Source organism: Streptomyces piniterrae, assembly GCF_005048155.1.
In the GTDB taxonomy this organism is placed as follows: domain Bacteria; phylum Actinomycetota; class Actinomycetes; order Streptomycetales; family Streptomycetaceae; genus Streptomyces; species Streptomyces piniterrae.
This window is the reverse complement of the sequence record NZ_SUMB01000002.1, coordinates 454,096-472,187: the sequence shown is the minus strand read 5'-3', so window position 1 is coordinate 472,187 and position 18,092 is coordinate 454,096. Positions and strand designations below refer to the sequence as shown.

At 72.4% G+C, this 18,092-nt stretch carries 15 protein-coding genes; 5 read left to right on the top strand and 10 right to left on the bottom strand.

Annotated elements, in window-relative coordinates; translation table 11 throughout:
- Positions 1-13 precede the first annotated feature (13 nt).
- On the bottom strand, positions 14-1,324 hold the full coding sequence (locus tag FCH28_RS06375; protein ID WP_136738706.1) for an MFS transporter: 1,311 nt from the start codon (positions 1,322-1,324) through the stop codon (positions 14-16).
- Between the two features lie 273 nt (positions 1,325-1,597).
- Here FCH28_RS06375 and FCH28_RS06370 point away from each other — a divergent pair, with 273 nt between their 5' ends.
- Positions 1,598-2,380, top strand: coding sequence for a DeoR/GlpR family DNA-binding transcription regulator (locus FCH28_RS06370; RefSeq protein ID WP_136738705.1), 783 nt, complete (start codon positions 1,598-1,600; stop codon positions 2,378-2,380).
- Positions 2,381-2,446: 66 nt separating this feature from the next.
- Here FCH28_RS06370 and FCH28_RS06365 read toward each other — a convergent pair whose 3' ends face one another.
- Positions 2,447-2,932 (bottom strand): acyl-CoA thioesterase, encoded by a 486-nt coding sequence (locus tag FCH28_RS06365; protein WP_246102454.1) that lies wholly within the window; start codon positions 2,930-2,932, stop codon positions 2,447-2,449.
- 258 nt (positions 2,933-3,190) lie between these two features.
- Complete coding sequence (locus FCH28_RS06360) at positions 3,191-4,474, bottom strand: S1 family peptidase (RefSeq protein WP_246102453.1); 1,284 nt, start codon at positions 4,472-4,474, stop codon at positions 3,191-3,193.
- A gap of 105 nt (positions 4,475-4,579) precedes the next feature.
- Between FCH28_RS06360 and FCH28_RS06355 the strand changes: the two genes are divergently transcribed.
- Positions 4,580-5,095: a cell wall hydrolase gene (locus FCH28_RS06355; protein WP_425471903.1), complete on the top strand. Its 516-nt coding sequence runs from the start codon at positions 4,580-4,582 to the stop codon at positions 5,093-5,095.
- Positions 5,096-5,180: 85 nt separating this feature from the next.
- Here the strand turns inward: FCH28_RS06355 and FCH28_RS06350 are convergent, their stop codons facing one another.
- From FCH28_RS06350 to FCH28_RS06335, 4 genes are all read right to left on the bottom strand, one after another.
- Complete coding sequence (locus FCH28_RS06350) at positions 5,181-6,521, bottom strand: hypothetical protein (protein WP_136738703.1); 1,341 nt, start codon at positions 6,519-6,521, stop codon at positions 5,181-5,183.
- Between the two features lie 167 nt (positions 6,522-6,688).
- Complete coding sequence (locus FCH28_RS06345) at positions 6,689-7,846, bottom strand: acyl-CoA dehydrogenase family protein (RefSeq protein ID WP_136738702.1); 1,158 nt, start codon at positions 7,844-7,846, stop codon at positions 6,689-6,691.
- Entirely contained in the window at positions 7,843-9,081 is a 1,239-nt protein-coding gene (locus FCH28_RS06340; RefSeq protein WP_136738701.1) for an acyl-CoA dehydrogenase family protein, read from the bottom strand. The genes FCH28_RS06345 and FCH28_RS06340 overlap by 4 nt, the downstream gene beginning before the upstream one ends.
- A complete protein-coding gene (locus FCH28_RS06335) occupies positions 9,081-10,076 on the bottom strand; it encodes an NADPH:quinone oxidoreductase family protein (protein ID WP_136738700.1) in 996 nt (331 codons plus the stop codon). The genes FCH28_RS06340 and FCH28_RS06335 overlap by 1 nt, the downstream gene beginning before the upstream one ends.
- Before the next feature lie 192 nt (positions 10,077-10,268).
- On the opposite strand from FCH28_RS06335, the gene FCH28_RS06330 reads away from it, so the two are divergent.
- The gene (locus FCH28_RS06330) at positions 10,269-11,219 is read left to right on the top strand and encodes a helix-turn-helix domain-containing protein (RefSeq protein ID WP_136738699.1); all 951 of its coding nucleotides are present in this window, start codon (positions 10,269-10,271) and stop codon (positions 11,217-11,219) included.
- Here FCH28_RS06330 and FCH28_RS06325 read toward each other — a convergent pair.
- Positions 11,163-12,257 carry a glycosyl hydrolase family 18 protein gene (locus FCH28_RS06325; protein ID WP_136738698.1) on the bottom strand — a complete coding sequence of 365 codons (1,095 nt, stop codon included), beginning with the start codon at positions 12,255-12,257 and terminating at the stop codon, positions 11,163-11,165. The genes FCH28_RS06330 and FCH28_RS06325 overlap by 57 nt on opposite strands.
- Positions 12,258-12,566: 309 nt before the next feature.
- Here FCH28_RS06325 and FCH28_RS06320 point away from each other — a divergent pair, with 309 nt between their 5' ends.
- Positions 12,567-15,380 carry a CHAT domain-containing protein gene (locus tag FCH28_RS06320; protein ID WP_136738697.1) on the top strand — a complete coding sequence of 938 codons (2,814 nt, stop codon included), beginning with the start codon at positions 12,567-12,569 and terminating at the stop codon, positions 15,378-15,380.
- A gap of 39 nt (positions 15,381-15,419) precedes the next feature.
- On the opposite strand, the gene FCH28_RS06315 is transcribed toward FCH28_RS06320, so the two are convergent.
- Both FCH28_RS06315 and FCH28_RS06310 read right to left on the bottom strand, forming a co-directional pair.
- On the bottom strand, positions 15,420-15,902 hold the full coding sequence (locus FCH28_RS06315; RefSeq protein ID WP_136738696.1) for a phosphatase domain-containing protein: 483 nt from the start codon (positions 15,900-15,902) through the stop codon (positions 15,420-15,422).
- A gap of 45 nt (positions 15,903-15,947) precedes the next feature.
- The gene (locus FCH28_RS06310; protein ID WP_136738695.1) at positions 15,948-16,598 is read right to left on the bottom strand and encodes a winged helix-turn-helix transcriptional regulator; all 651 of its coding nucleotides are present in this window, start codon (positions 16,596-16,598) and stop codon (positions 15,948-15,950) included.
- Between the two features lie 117 nt (positions 16,599-16,715).
- On the opposite strand from FCH28_RS06310, the gene FCH28_RS06305 reads away from it, so the two are divergent.
- Positions 16,716-17,927, top strand: coding sequence for a pyridoxal phosphate-dependent aminotransferase (locus FCH28_RS06305; RefSeq protein WP_136739138.1), 1,212 nt, complete (start codon positions 16,716-16,718; stop codon positions 17,925-17,927).
- The last annotated feature ends 165 nt before the right edge of the window (positions 17,928-18,092 follow it).

Here is an 18,092-nt window from a genome sequence, read left to right as displayed (position 1 = left end):
CTGTGGGGTCCTTTCACGCCGGGGCGGAGGCGGTGGACGCGGTGCCCGGCCGGGCGCCGGCGGCAGCCGCTTCTTCGCCCCTACCCGCATCGTCCGGCAGCTTCAGGAAGAGGGCCAGCACAGTGCTCAGCGCATACATCCCCGCGAAGATCCACACGACGCCTTCCACGCCGAGCGGCCCGACGAAGGCCGCGACGACGGCGGGGCCGACGAAGGTGCTGGCGCCCGCGCCCAGGTTGAGTGCGGCCAGCGCCTGCCCCTTGTGCTTCGGCTCCAGCGAGGGCATCAGCGCCGATACCGGGACGTATCCAGCCAGCGTAGCGCCGTAGAAGGCGGCGACCACAAGGGCCAGCGGGAAGTTGGCGCCCGCCGCGTCCGGCACGTAGAAGAGCAGCAGGGTGCTGAGGGTGCAGCCGGCGCCGCCGACCCAGGCGATGGTGTGGCGCCAGCCGAGCCGGTCACCGATCATCCCGCACAGCAGGTTGGCGAAGATGTTGGTCGCGAACATCGCGCTGAGCAGGTGCAGCCACTGGGTGAGGCTGAAGCCGACGGTCCTGGTGAAGTGGATCGGCATGATCACGAAGAAGCCGAACTGCGAGGCCGTGTTGATGACGCGTACCAGCGAGCCGACACCGACCCGGGGGTTGCGCCACAGGATGGTGACGCTGCCGACCAGGGTGGCCAGCGGCTTCTCCCCCTCGGCCGGCACCCGCTTGGCGCCCCGCTCGTCGCGGACGAGCAGCAGGGCGATCAGGCCGCCCACGAGGACCAGCGCCAGTGCCGCCCACAGCGTGGCGTAGGCGCCGATCTGCGGGATGAGGCCACTGGCGACCAGCGAGCCGAGCGTGGGCAGTCCGCCGGTGAAGGCGAACCAGAACCAGCCCATGGCCGTGCTGAGCCGGGCGCGCGGTGCCACTCCGGCGATCCACACCAGGAATCCGTAGGCGAACAGCGGATACCCCAGGCCGCGCAGGCCGTAGCCGAGCATCATCAGCGGATAGCTGGTCGCGGGGATGGCCGCGACGAGGAAGACCAGCTGGAAGACGCCCCAGATGCCGAGTCCGGTCCACATCACCCGGCGCGGGCCCCACAGGTCGGACAGCACTCCGGAGAGCCAGGCGGCGATCGCGGCGGCGATTCCGTAGACGGTGAACAGCAGCGCGACGCGGGACTCGGAGATGCCCTCGTCGATCAGGTACGGGGAGAGATAGCCGGACTCGACACCGTCTCCGATCATGAAGAGCAGGAGTCCGAGGTAGCCCCAGGCGAGGGTCGGCGGGATGCCCAGGCGTGTGATCAGCGAACGCGGCGGAAGGTTCGTCATCGAATCTCCCCTTTCTGCGGCGGCAGGCGGGATGGATGCGATGAGGGAACCGCCTGGCCGAAAGGGGCGTCAATGGTGGCCGGAACTCTTCGCATGAGGGCGGCGACCTGCCATGTTGCGTACGCGGAAGCCGCAGGGAGACGCCCTCACCGGCTGGCGCGCTACGGTGAGTCCGTACGTTAAATCCGTGCGAACATAACGCGGCGAATTCACACGCCGTGCCGGGTGACACACGCGGAGGCACCTGGCGCGGGCACCGGAGGGAGCGGGGCGATGGACCGGGTCGAGGCCCAGGAGGAGCGGCGGCGCCGTATTCGCGACAGCGTCATCGCCCGCGGATTCGTCCGCACCGCGGACCTCGCCGAGGAGTTCGGCACCAGCCTGATGACCGCGCACCGCGATCTGGACGCTCTCCAGGCGCAGGGCTGGCTGCGCAAGGTGCGCGGCGGCGCGACCGGGCTGCCGTCGGCGCAGTTCCACGGCAGCGTCGCGGAACGCATGGCCACCATGGCGCAGACCAAGCAGCTGCTGGCACGGGCCGCCGCGACGTTGCTGGTCCCCGGCCAGACGGTGCTGCTCGACGACAGCACGACCTGTCTGCTGCTCGCGAACGAGGCCACCGAGCACACCCCGCTGACCGTGATCACCAACTCGCTGCCGGCGATCACGACGCTGTCCAAGGAGCCGGGTATCTCCCTCATCACCCTGGGCGGCGCCTACTTCCCCGCCTATGACGCCTTCATGGGGCTGCACACCGCGGACGCGGTCCGGGCCTTTCGCGCCGATGTGCTGTTCATGTCCACCACGGCCGTGACCAACGGCCGCTGCTATCACACCTCACCGGAAACAGTGCAGGTCAAGCGGGCGATGATGGAGAGCGCGGCACGCAGTGTGCTGGTCGCGGACCACACCAAGTTCACCAAGGACGGGCTGTACGCGCTCGCGCCGCTGACCGACTTCGATCTGCTGATCGTCGACGACGGGCTACCGGCCGAGCAGGTACGGGCGGTGCGGGCGGGCGGCACCGAGGTGATGGTGGTGGCGGAACGGGGGTAGGGCCTGTCCGACGCCGAGTCCGACCCTGACCCACCGGACAGGGTCGGAAAGCCCCTGGCGGCGCCCTCAGCCGCGAGCGCTCCCGGGGCCGCCGCCGAGGCCCAGCAGCGACGGGTCGTCCGCCAGCTCCCGGAACACCTCCCGCGGGTCCTTGAGCAGCTTGCGCTCGGTGAGGTCCAGCAGGCCGCCGACGGCGCTGATCTCGGCGGACACCGTCCCGTCGAGCTTGCGGACGGTCTGCTCCACCCGGAACGTCCTCCCCTCGCCCCAGACGAATTCGCAGCTCACCGCTACCTCGTCGCCGGCCCGCAGCTCCCGCAGATAGCGGATGGTCGTCTCTACGGTCACCGGGCCGACGCGCTTGTCCACCAGGTCGCTCTGCCGGATTCCGCTCGCCTGGAGCAGCGTCCAGCGGGCGTGCTCGGCGTACTGGAGATAGACGCTCTGATTGAGATGCCCCTGCGTGTCCGTCTCATAGCCGCGAACGGTGATTCCTACGGTGAAGGGCTCCGCCCCGCCCGCCCCGGCTGCCGCACCCGCTACCTCTGCCACGATCTCTCCGCTCCCCGTTGGCGCCGGCCTCGTCGGCCGTCGGCTTTCTCGCATCGTAGGCGTCAACGATCAACGGCCGGCGGTTATTTCACGGCTGTCCGTGCTGGAGCACGGCTGGGGCGACGGCTCGGGCAGGGGCGACGGATCACACAAGGGCGACGACTCGCGCCGAGTCGCCCGTGGACGCAGGTCGCCTGGGCGAGCGGAGTGCCGCTCGCCCAGGCATGCCCCCGCCATGTCCCCCTCACGACCCCCCGTTCACCGCGTCGGCGTCCCCCTCGAAGACTGCGTCATCAGGGTCAGGTCCCACTTGGCCAGGGGCTCGCCGATCGGCTGGAAGATGGTGATGGTGTCGCCGGAGCCGGTGCTCTTGCTGCAGGTGGTGCTGCCGCCACCGGAATGTGTGCCGACCGCCTTCGGGGAGCTGGGCTGGGTCACATACGAGCCGCCCGAATCCCCGGGCGCCGAGCAGGCGTCGGTGTACGACAGCCCCTCGATGACGACCGTCCCGTAGTCCACGGTCTGGTCGGCCTTGGTGATCTCGCCGCAGTGCCAGCCGCTGGCCTCCCCGGAGTGGCATACGGACATCCCCACCATGCCTTCCTGCGTTCCGGTGACGGCGACCGGGTTGCCGCCCTCGCCCACCACATCCGGGGTCAGGGTCCAGTCGTCGCCGTCCACCCCGACCACGCCGAAGTCCCCCTCGCGCCCGTTGACGCTGAGCCGCCCGCCCTGGTTGGAGATGCCCACGCGGCTGCCGTCCTTGCCGTACGCGAGCTGATCCGCGTCGTTGGTGCAGTGACCGGCCGTCAGAAAGCCCTTGAGGCCGTTGGGTCCGGTCACCGAGAAGCCGATGGAGCAGATGCCCTCGGTCCCCGGCATCCACTTCTCGCCGCCGACGATCCGGCCGCCCTGCTGGATCGGCTTCTGGTCGCTCTCCTCGATGCGCACCGGGATGCGCGAGCGGGTGCCGAGTTCACGGACGGCGCGCTCGAAGTCTGCGGTCTCGGGCTTGCGGGCCTTGCGGTGGACGCGGATGACGACGCCGTTGTTGCGGTCGTCCACGCCCCAGCCGGTGACACCCGGCACACCGTCGCCGGCCCGGTTGCCGATCCGCCGTACCAGCACGGCGAGCTCGGCGCGGCTGTGCGCGACCGTCTTGGGCACCGCCCCGGCAGCCCGCACCCGCTGCGCGTCATCGGCGCCGGTGACCGCGACGACCAGCTTGCCGGCCGTCTTGTCGAACCACATTCCGGCCGGCGGTCTGCTGAGCACCCGCCGTACGGCCAGCGCGGCACGCTGCGCCTCGGCCTCCTGGACCAGCCGGCTGCGCGCCTGGTCCGGCGTCAGGCCCAGGTCCCGGCGCATCGCGTCGAGCATGCCGCGCGGTGCGGGCTGGGGCGTCGGGTCGGAGTCTGCGCGGGCCGGGCTGAGCGGGCTGGTGGCCGCCATCACGGCGGCCACGGTCGCGCCCCAGAGAGCTGCCTTTCGGAAGCGTCGTTGCATCTGAAAGCGGCGTTGCGTCTGAAAGCGGCGTTGCATCGGGGATCTCCTCGCGGTGTCGACTACACGTCGTCGGATCCGGCCTGTTGAGCGTCCTCGACCTCGACGCGTGCGGCATGAGGAGATCCCTTGCATGATGACCCGGTGATATCCGACAGCGGCCGCCAAGTCCCGCCCCAGTACGGCCCGTACGGCCTGCACGACCTCCCGGAGGCCCTCCGCAACGTCCCCTACTCGGGCGCCCGCTATCCGGGAGCGGAGACACCTGATTGCGCGCATGGGCTGGCCGGGGGCGCGAACTGTCAGCGCTACGCCTACGCGGTGCTCCGCCACTTCGGCCTGCTGATCCCGCCGCTGCGTTCGGCGGAGCTGTGGGCGGACACCGGAGCAACCTGCAAGGCCGATCCGCCACAGCCGCTTGACCTGGTGCTTTTCGACGGCGGCCGGGCCGAGGGGCGCCCTGCCGGGTACGGCGCGCACGTCGGCGTCCACCTGGGCCCCGACCGGGTCCTGCACCTGTGCCGGGAGATCGGCCGCCCGGCCGTATGGACCTATGCCGACTTCGCGGCGCGGCCGCGCTATGCGCGCTTCCTGGGCGCCAAGCGGGCGGTCGGCAAGGGAGGGGACGGGGGGAGCGGGGCCGTCCGGCGACCGGGCTGACCAGTCAGGGCCTGGGCTGACCACTCACCTGTCGGTCTTACGAGTCGGCGCCCGCGCACCCCGCGACCCAGTTCGCCTACCGAATTCAGCCGCCGAAGCCGCCGCCGTCGAAGCCCCCGCCGCCGTCGAAGCCGCCACCGTCGCCGAATCCGCCACCGAAGTCGTCGGCGCTGAAGTCGGAGCCGGAGACATCGCCGCCCTCGGGGCCGCCGAAGCCGGCGCCATAGGCGTGCGGGGCCATCATCATGTTGCCGAGCATGGTGCCCACGAGCAGGCCGGGGAGCAGGCCGCCGCCGAAGTAGCCGCCGGCCCAGGGGGCGTAGGCCGGGCCCGCGTCCCAGTACGGGCGGTCACCGGCCGCGGTCCTGACCGTACGGGCCATCGGCTCCAGGCCCTCGTCCAGCCGGGTCTTGTCCGCGGCGCAGACCGGCACGGTGCGCTCCGCCCCGCCGGCCGGTGCCCACTGGACGTCGGCGACGGACGGGCCGTGCCGCGGGTCGAAGAAGCAGGGCAGCCTGCGCTCGGGCAGCGGCTCGCCCGCGCGACGGGCGGCGAGCGTGGCGAGCGAGAACCGCCCGTCCTCCAGCGCCTCGGTCACCCCCTGCACATCGCCGGGGTGCTGCGCGGCCGCCATCGCCGACTTGGCTGTCTCGTACGCGTCCAGCGCATGGCTGTAGTCGGCGCGCATCGCGTCGTCGGCGCCGGGCTCACCAGGGCTGAAGTCGAGCCGGTCCAGTTCCTCGCCGAAGGCGGTGATGTCCTCGTCGACGACGACCCGCAGGTCCTCCAGCGCGGCCCGCTCCGCGGCCTCCTTCCGGCGACGGTTGCGGCGGGCGATGGCGTACGCGCCGCCGCCACCGACGGCGATCAGCACACCGAGGCCGATCGCCGTGCCGACGTCGAAGCCGCTGCTGCCGGCGTCCCAGGCGGTGGGCGCATGGCCGTTGGCCTGCGCGTCGGCCGAGTCGACGAAGCTGTTGAGGCGTTCGGAGACCGTCGGGTACTGGGAGCGCTTGACGGCTCCCACGAGGTTCTGGACGGAGCTGTGGGACATCACACGGGTGTCGGCGCCGGCGTTGAAGCCGTTGCCGAGTTCGATGGCGTAGACACCGCTGATGCCGACTTTGGTGCGCAGATCACGCAGCACCGTCTGGGGCGGATACTCCGGGGCCCTCGGCAGCACCGCGACGAAGACCGGCTTGTCGGCGTCCTTGATCTTCTTGGCCAGCGCGTCCGCCTGGCCCGAGGAGAACTCGCCCGCGGCCCGGGGATCGACATAGACCGGGCCCTTCTTGAGGGCCGCCGCGGCCTCGTCGAGGCCGTCGGCGGCATGAGCGCCCGGTGCCAGCACGGTGACCACCGCCAGCAGGGCGGCCACCAGCAGGAGCAGCGGTCCGAACAGCACACGACGGGTTGCGGTCTTCATGTTTACGACGCTACCCGAACACGACTTTTTCCGGACATCTCAACCATGGGCGGCAACGAGTGGACCCTGGTCCCGGCCCGTCGGATCCCCCTCGACGGGCCGGGACAGCGCCCCTCTCCATGGCTCTCTTCTGCTCTCTCCTGCCCTCTTCAGTTCTCTACGGCCTGCTACGGGGCGCTCAGCCCGACCAGGCCGGCCAACGCGTCCCGGTGGCGCCCCGGCGTACCGAAGGCGATCTCGTCGCTCTTGGCCCGCTTGAGGAACAGATGCGCCGGGTGTTCCCAGGTCATGCCGAGTCCGCCGTGCAGCTGGATGCACTCCTCCGCGGCGCGTACCGCGACCGGCGCGCAGTACGCCTGGGCGACCGCCACCGCCACCGGGGCGTCGGGGCTGTCCGTGGCCAGCGCGTCGGCGGCGTTGCGGGCGGCCGCGCGGGCCGAGGCGACGTCCAGCCAGAGGGCCGCCATCCGGTGTTTGAGCGCCTGGAACGAGCCGATGGGGCGGCCGAACTGGGTGCGCTCCGCCGTATGGCGAACGGTCTCGGCCAGGCACCACTCCGCCACGCCGAGCTGTTCCGAGGCGAGCAGCCCGGCACCGGCCAGCAGCGCTCGTTCGACGGCGGCGCGGGCGCGGTCCCCGGTGGCCAGAAGGCGGCCGTGCGCCCCGTCGAAGGTGAGGTGGCCGAGGGGCCGGGTGAGGTCGAGGGGGGTGACGGTGTCGCTGCGTACGCCGTCCGCCGTCGCCTCGACCGCGTACAGGGCAGGGCCGTCCGGTCCCTCGGCCGGCACCAGCAGGATCTCGGCGGAGGCCGCGTCCGCGACCGAGGTCACCCGGCCGGTCAGGGCACCGCCCGCGTCCGCCCGGACCGCGGTCTCGGCCACTCCGCCCGGCCCGGTGGTCAGCGGGAGCGCGAGCACGCCGACCGTATTGCCGCCGGCGAGCGCGCCGAGCAGCGTGGCGGTCTCCGGGTCCGCCGTATCGCAGCCGAGCAGTGCGGTCACCGCGACGACGGCGCTGGTCAGATAGGGCACCGGGGCGGCACAGCGGCCCAGTTCCTCCAGGACGACGGCCGCTTCGCGGGCGCTCGCGCCCTGTCCGCCGAGCTTGTCCGGAACCAGCAGCCCCGCGGTGCCGATGTCGGTGGCGAGCGAGCGCCACAGCCGCGTGTCGTAGGGGACGTCCGACTCCAGACCGGCCAGCACGGTGGCCGGATCGCTGCGGTCGGCGAGCAGTGACCGTACGGCGTCGCGCAGCGCGTCCTCGTCCTCGGAGTAGAGGAGATCGGGGTCCGGGCCGGCGGTTGCGAGCGTCTGCGGGGCGGTCATCGGGGCAGGTCCTTCCACGCGACGTCCTTGTCGGTGCGCGGCTCGGGCGGCAGCCCCAGCACACGTTCGGCGACGATGTTGAGCAGCACTTCCGAGGTGCCTCCCTCGATGGAGTTCCCCTTCGCGCGCAGATAGCGGTAGCCGGCCTCGCGTCCGGTGAAGTCGACGCCTTCGGGGCGGCGCAGCGTCCAGTCGTCGTAGGTGAGACCGTCCTCGGCGAGGAACTCCACCTCCCAGCCGCTGATCTCCTGGGCGAGCCGGGCGAAGGCCAGCTTCATGCCCGAGCCCTCGGGTCCCGGCTGGCCCATGGTGAGCTGCTGGCGCAGCCGCTCGCCGGTGAGCCGGGCGACCTCGGCGTCCACCCAGAGTTTCAGCAGCCGCTGGTGGAGATCGTGGGTGCGCAGTTCGGGATGTGCGCGCCAGTCCGCGGCGGCGACGCCGATCATGCCGCCCTCGCGGGGCATGCGGGCGCCGCCGATGGCGACCCGCTCGTTCATCAGCGTGGTCTGGGCGACCCGCCAGCCCTCGCCGATCTCGCCCAGGCGGTGTGCGTCGGGGATGCGGACGCCGGTCAGGAAGACCTCGTTGAACTCGGCCTCACCGGTGATCTGCCGCAGCGGTCGTACGTCGACGCCCGGGTCGGTCATATCGCAGACGAAGTAGCTGATGCCGCGGTGTTTGGGCAGGTCAGGGTCGGTGCGGGCGATGAGGATCGCCCACCGGGCCTGGTGCGCGCCGGACGTCCACACCTTCTGGCCGTCGACGATCCAGTCCCCGCCCCCGTCCCGTACGGCCCGGGTGGCCAGCGCCGCCAGGTCCGAGCCGGCGCCGGGTTCGCTGAACAGCTGGCACCAGACCTCCTCGCCGGTCCACAGGGGACGCAGAAAGCGCCGCTTCTGTTCGTCGGTGCCGAAGCGCAGGATGGTCGGCGCGGCCATGCCGAGGCCGATGCCGATGCGGCCGGGGTTGTTGCCGGGGGCGCCGGCGGCCTCCAGTTCGGCGTCCACGACGGCTTGCAGGGCGCGCGGCGCGTCCAGCCCGCCGAGTCCCTCGGGGAAGTGGATCCAGGCGAGCCCGGCGTCGAAGCGGGCGCGCAGGAAGTCCAGCGGCTCGGTGTCAGACGAGAGGTGCTGGCCCGCAGGGCCCTCGTTCTGGGGTGGTGGGAGACGGGTGGGCGGATGCGCGGCGAGCAGTTCGGCGGTGCGTCGGCGCAGGTCGGCGGCGTCGGTGGGCATCAGGCCCGCTCCTCTCCGGGGACCACGACGAGGCGGCCGACGCTGGTGCCGTCGGCGACCCGCTGTACGGCCTCGGCGGCGCCGTCCAGCGGCACTCGTCCGCCGATGAGTGGCTTGATGACGCCCTGTGCGGCGAGCTTGGTGAGCTCTTCGTGGCAGGCGTCGACCGAGGCCGGGTGCTTGGTGTTGTAGAGGCCCCAATGCAGGCCCAGGATCGCGTAGTTCTTCACCAGTGCGTGGTTGAGGGCGGGGGTGGGGATGGCTCCGCCGGCGAAGCCGACGACGATGATCCGGCCCTCGAAGGCGATGCATTTGACGGACTTGGCGTAGGCGTCGCCGCCGACCGGGTCGTAGACCACATCCGCGCCACGGCCGCCGGTGGCCTCCTTCACTCCCGCGACGATGTCGTCGGTGCGCCGGTCGAGGACGACGTCGCAGCCCAGTTCGCGGGCGATACGGGCCTTGTCCTCGCCGCCGACGACGCCGATGACCCGCGCGCCCGCGGCCTTGCCGAGCTGGACGGCGGCGCTGCCGACTCCGCCGGCCGCGGCGTGCACCAGCAGCGTCTCCCCCGCCTGCAGCCGGGCCCGGCGGTGCAGCCCGAACCAGCCGGTCTGGTAGCCGATGTGCAGGGCCGCCGCCTCCGCGTCGTCCAGCTCTTCCGGGGCCGGGCGTACGGTCGCCGCGTCGACGACCGCGAGCTCGGCGAAGCCGCCGTCGGGCAGTGGCGGCTGGGCGAGTACGCGCGCGCCGATCTCACCGGCGGCGCCCTCCCCCACCGCCAGGATCTCGCCGCAGATCTCCACGCCCGGGGTGAACGGCAGCGGCGGCCGCGCCTGGTACTGGCCGCGGCACAGCAGCGCGTCCGGGAAGTTGATGTTGGCGGCCCGTACGCGCAGCAGCAGCTGCCCGGGTCCCGCCTGCGGATCCGGCACCTCTTCCAGCCGCATCACCTCGCGCGGCTCGCCGTTCGCGTGTACGCGCCATGCCCTCACCTGGTGCCTCCACAAGCCTCGGATACGCGGGTGGTGCGGGGCGCCCGGTGGGTGCCGGAGCTCCGCCGCAGTCGACATACTAAGCGGTCGGTATCCCGGAGGGAACACCATATCGGCCGGGTCCCCGGTGTCGGCGATCCTGGTACCGGCAGGGTCAGGCTGCCGCCCGCCGCATGACGGAGACTGTCCGCCATGGACTCACCCGCCACGGACATACCCCCCACACCTACCCCCGCCGACCCGGCGACCGTGCGAGCGGGCTCGACCGGCCTGGGGAATCTGGGGAACTTTCTGCGCACCCGCCGCGCCCGGCTCCAGCCCGAGGACGTCGGTCTGGTCTCCTACGGGGCGCGCCGCCGCGTACCGGGTCTGCGCCGCGAGGAACTGGCCCAGCTGGCCGGCGTCAGCGTCGCGTACTACACCCGCCTCGAACAGGGGCAGAGCCACAACGCCTCGGAAGGGGTACTGGACGCCCTGGCCCGCGCGCTGCGGCTGACCGCCGACGAGCGGGCGCACCTCCGCGCACTCGCCCGGCCCGCGCGGGCCCGCCGCCGCCCCGCCGTCCGTCACGACAAAGTCCGCCCCGGAATACGGCAGTTGCTCGCCGCGATGGACGACGTACCGGCCATCGCCCTCGGCCCCCGCTTCGAGGTGCTGGCCTGGAACCGGCTCGGGCACGCCCTGGCCGCCGGGCATCTGGACTTCGACAGTCCCGGCCGGCCACTGGACCGTCCCAACACGCAGCGGTTGCTGTTCCTCGACCCGCACACCCGCGAGCTGTACCCGGACCGCGACGAGGAGACCCGCAGGGCGGTCTCCGCGCTGCGGGTGGCCGCCGGGCAGCGTCCCGACGACCAGCAACTCGCCGAGCTGATCGGCGAGTTGTCCATGAAGAGCACCGAATTCAGCAGCCTGTGGTCCCGGCACGCGGTCGGCAACTGCACCTTCGGCACCAAGCGGTTCCGCCATCCGCTGGTGGGTGAGCTGACGCTGGATTTCGAGATGATGCAGACCCCGGACGGTTCCGGGCAGGGCGTGATCATGTACACCGCCGCGGAGGGTTCGCCGTCCGAAGCGGCACTGCGGCTACTTGCCACGGAGCGCGGCCCAGAAGTCCGGGTCCTCGAATCCGAGCGCCCATAGGCCGGTGCCCCGCACCCCGTACTTCCTCAGCAACGGCAGCTGCTCACGGACCCCGCGCGCGTCCTGGTACCAGACCTCGTGCGCCCGGCCGTTCTCCCGGTAGCGGAAGTGCGGGGTGCCGGACTCGGCGTCGAAGAGATAGCCGGCCGCCTGCCGCTTGCGCAGCGCCTCGGCTTCCTTCCAGGTCACATGCTTGGCCCGGTCGCGGCTGCCGGTGGTCCAGTTCCAGCCGTAACCCGGGAACGCGACCTCGATCTTGTGGACCGGAATGGCGTCGGTGGCATAGCGCAGAAACGCCTCGTACCAGCCCTTGGAGGACAGCGGGCCCGCCGCGCCGCCCGCCCAGTGCAGGTCGTAGCCCATGATCCGGACCCGGTCGGCGACCCTGCCGAGGTGCTCGTAGTCGAAGGCGTCACCGGACCCGCGGACCCGGGCCATCACCGTCACCACGCACTGCTTGTCGCGGTCGTGCAGACGCGCGCACAGCTCGCTGGTCAGCGCGTTGTAGCCGCTCCTCACCCGCTCGCGGTCGGCCTTGCTGCCGGTCACCGCCATGGTCTCGTAATCCAGATCGACTCCGTTGTACGCGCGGCTCTCGACCATCCGCAGCAGCGCGTCGACATGCGCGGCCCGGCGCCCCCGGTCCCGCATCAGATCCCCCATCGCCTTGGCGCCGAGGGTCTCCGTCACGGTGGGCACGACATCGATACCGGCGTCGTGCAGCCCGTCGATGATGGAGCGGTTTCCCGCTCCCGGCTGCGCCTTGACGGCGTCGGCGGACGCCTCGTACCAGAAGGGGCTGACGGTGTGCAGCTGGGAGGCGTGCCGCAACGCGTCGCGGTAGGCGGCGAGCGTGTCGCCCCAATACGGCAGCCAGGCCGACGTGCGCCGGCCGACGGCCGCCCGAGCCTCTCCGGACGCCTCCGCCGTGGCCGCCCCTCCCAGCCACGCCCCCGGTGTGAGAGCTCCGGCGAGCGCCACCACACCCAGCACAAACCCGACCCCTGACCGCGCCCGGGACGCCGATACTCGCTCCATTCCCCGAGCCTCGCCCGCCGTTCCCGGGCCCGCTCCGCGAGTTCCGCCGAACGGACCCGGTGGCCACTCGGCACCGTGCACCGTCTGCGCCGTACAGGTGGTCGTCCCTGACGGTGTGTTTGACCCACCCTGACGGTGTGTTCGGCCGAGGCGTCCCGGGATCCCGCCGTCACTACCACAGCGTCCCGCCGCACACGGCCTGATCGGGCGACTCGGTCAAAGCGTTGGCCGTTGGGGCTACGTTCTGTGGGCATGAGCGAGCGGGGTCGCTCAGACGGGAATGACATGGGACGAACGGGGACTCGCCGCATGCTGGAGGAGCACCTCGCCGCGGTACGACTGCGGCTGCGACGGATCGACGAGGCCGGCGACATCGGTGCGGCATTGGAGCCGGAGGCACTCGCCGAGGCACGGTGGCTGGAGCAACTCCTTGGTGAGGAAAGGGAGTTGGGGGCAGAAGTGGCGACGGTCCTGGCCGCCCGGGTGGCGGTGGGGCGGTTGTACTGGCTGCGATCGCGGTCGCTGCCCGCGGAAGGGGACCGGGAGCGGGCGGTGCGCGTCCTCGGGCCGTGTTTTCTGGCCGGTGCGGACGGGGTGCCAGCGCCACTGCTGCCGGATCTCGCCGGCGCCGCGGTGCCCGAGGCCGAGCGGGAGTTGCGGGAGGCGCTCGATGCCGGGGATCCGGAGGCGTTGCGGCGGGCCGCGGACCTGTGGCGGCGCATCCTGGCGGCGCTGCCCGCCGACCACCCGTGCCGGGTGCGGCATTTGTCCGGTCCCGGGATCGCGCTGCTGGGGCGGTACCACCGCACCGCGGAGCCGTCCGACCTGGACGCGGCGATCGACGCCTTGCGGGAGGCGGTCGCCGAGACCCCGGTCGGCCATCCCGAGCGCGGGGCGCATCTGGGCAGCCTGCGCAACGCGCTGATGGTCCGGTTCGGGCGGCTGGCCGATATCGCGGACCTGGAGGGCGCGATCGCGGCGGGTTCGGAAGCGGCGGAGACCGCCCCGGACGGTCTGCCGGAACGCCCTGTGGCACTGTGCCATGTCGCCGTCGCACTCCAGACGAGGGCCCAGCACACGGGCGAGGCAGCCGACTTGGACCGCGCGATCGAGCTTCTCCAGTGCGCGGTGGACGGATTCCCCGCGCACGACCCCAGCCGGCTCTCCGCACTGGCCAACCTCGGCAACGCGCTGCGGGCCCGCTATCAACAAACCGGCGGCGACGCCGGCCTGGGCGACCTGGATACGGCCGTGACCACGGGGAAGGAGGTGCTGGCGGCGACGCCCGTGCACCATCCTCAGCGCGCCGCCCGCCTGTCGAACCTGGGGCTGGCGCTGCTGCTCCGCTTCGACGCGACGGCGAACGCGGCCGATCTGTACACCTCGATCGATCTCCTCCGGTCCGCCCTCGCCATCATGCCGGACGACGGTCGGCCGACCCGCCCGGCCGTGCTCGACAACCTCGGACTCGCGCTGTGGTCGCGGTATCTGCGTACCCGGGACGCCGCCGATCTGGCCGCGGCGGCACGGGAGTTCCGGGCCGCGGCACGGGCGACCGCCGAGGACGACCCCACGCGGGCGCGGTATCTGTCCCACCTCGGCAACGTGCTGCGGCTGCGGTTCACGACCACCGGCGACCGCGCCGACCTGGACACCGCGATCGACGCCCTCCGCTCCGCCGTCGCCGCCTCCCCCGCCGGACTGCCCGACACCGCCGCGTACGGCGCCCAGCTCGGCGACGCGCTGCGCCACCGCTTCGGCCGTACCGGCGACCCGGCGGACCGGGACACGGCCGTGGCGGCGTACACGAAGGCAGCGGACGCCGGCGCGGCGGCGCCCACGGTCCGCGCCACGGCGGCCTCCGCGGCCGGCCGGCTGCTGGCCGCCACCGCGCCCGGCCGGGCCGCCGACCTGCTGGAGACCGCGGTACGGACGCTGCCCGACACCGCCCCGCGACAGCCGGACCGCGACGACCGGCAGCGGGCGCCGGGCGCCTTCGACGACCTGTCCGAGGACGCCGGCCTGTCCGATGACGCGGCCTCGCTGGCCCTCGCCGACCTCCGCGGCACCCCTGGGGAGCGCGCCGCCCGCGCGCTGCGGTTGCTGGAGGCCGGCCGGACGACACTGCTCTCCCGTGCGCCGGACGTACATGGCGGACTGGCCGGTCTGCGTGCCGCGCACCCGGAGACGGCGGCCCGGTTCGCCGCGCTCCGCGACCGTCTCGACCGGCCCGCCGGCGACGGGACGGGCCGCGGAACGCCCACCGCGGCACCGCTCGCGGCGGACCGGCAGCGCCTGGTACGCGAACGGCGCGAGCTGGCCGCCGAGTTCGCCGCGACGCTCGCCGAAATCCGGGCGCTGGACGGCTTCGCCGCGTTCGGTCTGCCACCCACCACTCGTGAGCTGCTGGCCGAGGCGGCGCACGGCCCGATCGTCGCCTTCAGCGTCAGCGAGCACCACTGCGACGCCCTGCTGCTCACCAAGAACGGCATCGCCTCCGTCGCGCTGCCCCGGCTGCGGCAGGACACGCTGACCCACACGGTCGCCTCGTTCCACCAGGCGCTGCACACGGCGGCGGCGAGCCCGCACCGCCGACGGCAGCGGGCCGCCCAGGCCGCGCTGCACACGACGCTGGAGTGGCTGTGGGACGTGGCGGCCGAGCCGGTGCTGCGGGCACTCGGTCACCACGGTCCGCCGGCGGCCGGAGGCGACTGGCCGCGGGTGTGGTGGGCGCCGGGCAGTCTCCTGGGCCGGCTGCCGCTGCATGCCGCGGGGCACCACGGCGACCCGGAGGACGCACCGGAGCGACGCACCGTCCTGGACCGGGTGGTCTCCTCGTACACCCCGACGGTGGGCGCCCTGCGCCATGCCCGGCAGCAGCGGGACGGTCAGCAGCAGGACGGCCAGCCGCGGGACGGTCTGCCGCTCTCCTCCTCGGGAACCGTATTCCCCGACTCCATCGGCACGCTCTGGCCCGTCGACGACAGGCTCTCCGTCGCCGACGCGCTACGCGCCGACGGCCGTCCGACCGCCCTGGCGCTCCACCACACGGTCCGCGCCCTGCGCGACCGGCTTCCGCACGCCCCGTCCCGCTGGGCCGCCTTCCGCCACACGGGCGCCTGACGCGCCTGCCGTGTCCGTGTCGGTCCCGGCACAAAGCCCCTACGTACGCCCGGTCCGCTCCTGGGCGTCCTTCATCGCCTCGGACGACTTCGCCCACCGGGCCCGTACCACCCGGAATCCGGCCTTCTCGCAGGCGTCGCAGACGAGTTCGTCATCGTCGACGATCTTCCGGACCTCGCGCTTCTCGGCTATCCGCAGCAGGATGTCGAGCTTGGCCTCCCGGGCCGGGCGCCGGTCGTTGTTGGGGCGCATCCACAACGGGCCCTCCGGCAGACCGTGCCGGGCGAGCCAGGCGAGGGTGTCGCGGCGGCAGCGCTCGGGGCGGCCGGTGAGATAGCCGACCTCGCAGTCCTCAGTGCTGGTCAGGGCCAGCTCCACGCCCTCCATGAGCGGCGGGTCGTCGACGGCGGCCGCGAAGAAGGCTTTCCAGTCGCGCGGGCGCCGTTCGAGCAGATGCTGCCGGTGACCCGAGTCGGCAAGGGTGCCGTCCAGGTCGAAGACCGCCAAGGGGCGCGTCGTCATGCCGTGTTCGTCCTCTTCTGCCGTGCCGTTCGGCCGGTGTCGTCCTCAGATCGCGGCGGTCTTCTCCGCCGGCACCTCGGACAGGGCGACAACGATCCGGCCGGAATCGATGCCCTGTGCGAGGGAGAGGCGATCGTACGCGACATCGGCGCAGGTCGCGGTGTCCATCCGGAGACGGACGTCGGGGCTCTCGGCCGCCCCGTCCCCGTAGCCCGCCCCGTCCGGGCCGCCGGCCCCCTCCGCGCCGAGCATGACATGGAACTCGCCCTCGTCCAGGGCGATTTCGACCACCCGGACGTCCTGCGTGAAGTGCCGGGCGAGGCGAGCGATGAGGGGCACCGCGAACCAGTGGGCCCGCAGGGCGTCGGTCGGGCGCTGCTCGCCGAGGTCGGGGGCACCCCAGTCGGCGAGGGCGGTGAGTGCGGGCAGCAGGGCGCGGCCGCGCGGTGTGAGTTCGTAGACGAAGGCGGCGCCGGGCGGGGCGAGCCGGCGGCGGGTGACCAGGCCGTCCCGTTCCATGTCCTTGAGGCGGGAGGCGAGCATGTCGGTGCTGACGCCCGGCAGGTCGGCGTGCAGGTCCGTGTAGCGCCGGGAGCCGCCGAGGAGTTCCCGGACGATCAGGAGCGTCCAGCGGTCGCCCACGGCGTCCAGGGCTCGGGCGATGGCGCAGTACTGGTCATAGCTTCGGCGCGACATGGCGTCAGCATAGACGAGTAACGGTTGGACTTTCCAAGTGGCTGCTTGGTAAAACCAAGTACGGTGTTACGAATGCTGCCGCGCCGCGCGGTGAGCGAGGGACTGGGAGGCCGCCGCATGCAGTTCAAGCAGTCGAGCAAGATGGCCGACGTCTGCTACGAGATCCGCGGGCCGGTGATCGAGCACGCGAACGCCCTGGAGGACGCGGGCCACAGCGTGCTGCGGCTGAACACCGGCAATCCGGCACTGTTCGGCTTCGAAGCCCCCGAAGAGATCCTCCAGGACGTGATCCGCAATCTGTCCCGTGCGCACGGCTACACCGACTCCCGCGGCATCCTCTCCGCCCGCCGTGCGGTGGCCCAGCACTACCAGCAGAGCGGGCTCCCGGATGTCGACGTCGACGACATCTATCTCGGCAACGGCGTCTCCGAACTCGTCTCGATGGCGGTGCAGGCGCTGCTCGACGACGGCGACGAGGTGCTCATCCCGGCCCCGGACTTCCCGCTCTGGACGGCGGTCACCACGCTCGCCGGCGGCAAGGCCGTGCACTATCTCTGCGACGAGTCCGCCGACTGGCTGCCGGATCTCGACGACCTCGCCTCGAAGATCACCGACCGCACCCGGGCGATGGTCATCATCAACCCGAACAACCCCACCGGCGCCGTCTATCCGAGGGAACTCCTGGAGGGCATGCTCGATCTCGCCCGGCGCCACCAGCTGATGGTGTTCGCCGACGAGATCTACGACCGGATCCTGTACGACGACGAGGTCCACCACCATGCGGCGGTGCTCGCCCCCGACCTGGTGTGCCTGACGTTCAGCGGCCTGTCCAAGTCGTACCGAGTCGCCGGATTCCGCTCCGGCTGGCTGGTCGTCTCCGGCCCCAAGGAGCACGCCGCCGATTATCTGGAGGGCCTGGGCACCCTGGCCTCCATGCGGCTGTGCCCGAACGCTCCCGCGCAGTACGCCATTCAGGCGGCGCTCGGCGGCCGGCAGAGCATCAAGGACCTCGTACTGCCCGGCGGCCGGCTGCGCGAGCAGCGCGACCGGGCCTGGGAGCGGCTGAACGAGATCCCGGGCGTGTCATGTGTGAAGCCCAAGGGCGCGCTGTACGCGTTCCCCCGTCTGGACCCCGCGGTGCACAAGATCCACGACGACGAGAAGTTCGTCCTCGACCTGCTGCTGCGGGAGAAGATCCAGGTCGTCCAGGGCACCGGCTTCAGCTGGCCGCGTCCGGACCACTTCCGCATCCTCACCCTCCCGCACGCCGACGACCTCGACGCGGCGATCAGCCGGATCGGCCGGTTCCTGGCGGGCTACCGGCAGTGACGCGACTTCAGGGCCCGGCCATGACCCGTCGGACAGGGCCTGGGGCCTTCGGGCCACCCGAACAGCCGTACCACGGCCCTACGGGCGCGTCCGCCGCCCGCCGGCCCGGTCCCGGGTCGGGCGGCGGGCGGGAAGGCCGTCCGCTCGCCGAACGGCCGCCGTGGA

Bases quoted from the DNA above. Each gene is read 5' to 3' on its own strand.
- FCH28_RS06305 (WP_136739138.1), top strand. From the start codon at position 16,716: ATGCAGTTCAAGCAGTCGAGCAAGATGGCCGACGTCTGCTACGAGATC.
- FCH28_RS06340 (WP_136738701.1), bottom strand. From the start codon at position 9,081: ATGCCCACCGACGCCGCCGACCTGCGCCGACGCACCGCCGAACTGCTC.
- FCH28_RS06330 (WP_136738699.1), top strand. From the start codon at position 10,269: ATGGACTCACCCGCCACGGACATACCCCCCACACCTACCCCCGCCGAC.
- FCH28_RS06350 (WP_136738703.1), bottom strand. From the start codon at position 6,521: ATGAAGACCGCAACCCGTCGTGTGCTGTTCGGACCGCTGCTCCTGCTG.
- FCH28_RS06325 (WP_136738698.1), bottom strand. From the start codon at position 12,257: ATGGAGCGAGTATCGGCGTCCCGGGCGCGGTCAGGGGTCGGGTTTGTG.
- FCH28_RS06375 (WP_136738706.1), bottom strand. From the start codon at position 1,324: ATGACGAACCTTCCGCCGCGTTCGCTGATCACACGCCTGGGCATCCCG.
- FCH28_RS06345 (WP_136738702.1), bottom strand. From the start codon at position 7,846: ATGACCGCCCCGCAGACGCTCGCAACCGCCGGCCCGGACCCCGATCTC.
- FCH28_RS06310 (WP_136738695.1), bottom strand. From the start codon at position 16,598: ATGTCGCGCCGAAGCTATGACCAGTACTGCGCCATCGCCCGAGCCCTG.
- FCH28_RS06315 (WP_136738696.1), bottom strand. From the start codon at position 15,902: ATGACGACGCGCCCCTTGGCGGTCTTCGACCTGGACGGCACCCTTGCC.
- FCH28_RS06360 (WP_246102453.1), bottom strand. From the start codon at position 4,474: ATGCAACGCCGCTTTCAGACGCAACGCCGCTTTCAGATGCAACGACGC.
- FCH28_RS06320 (WP_136738697.1), top strand. From the start codon at position 12,567: ATGCTGGAGGAGCACCTCGCCGCGGTACGACTGCGGCTGCGACGGATC.
- FCH28_RS06370 (WP_136738705.1), top strand. From the start codon at position 1,598: ATGGACCGGGTCGAGGCCCAGGAGGAGCGGCGGCGCCGTATTCGCGAC.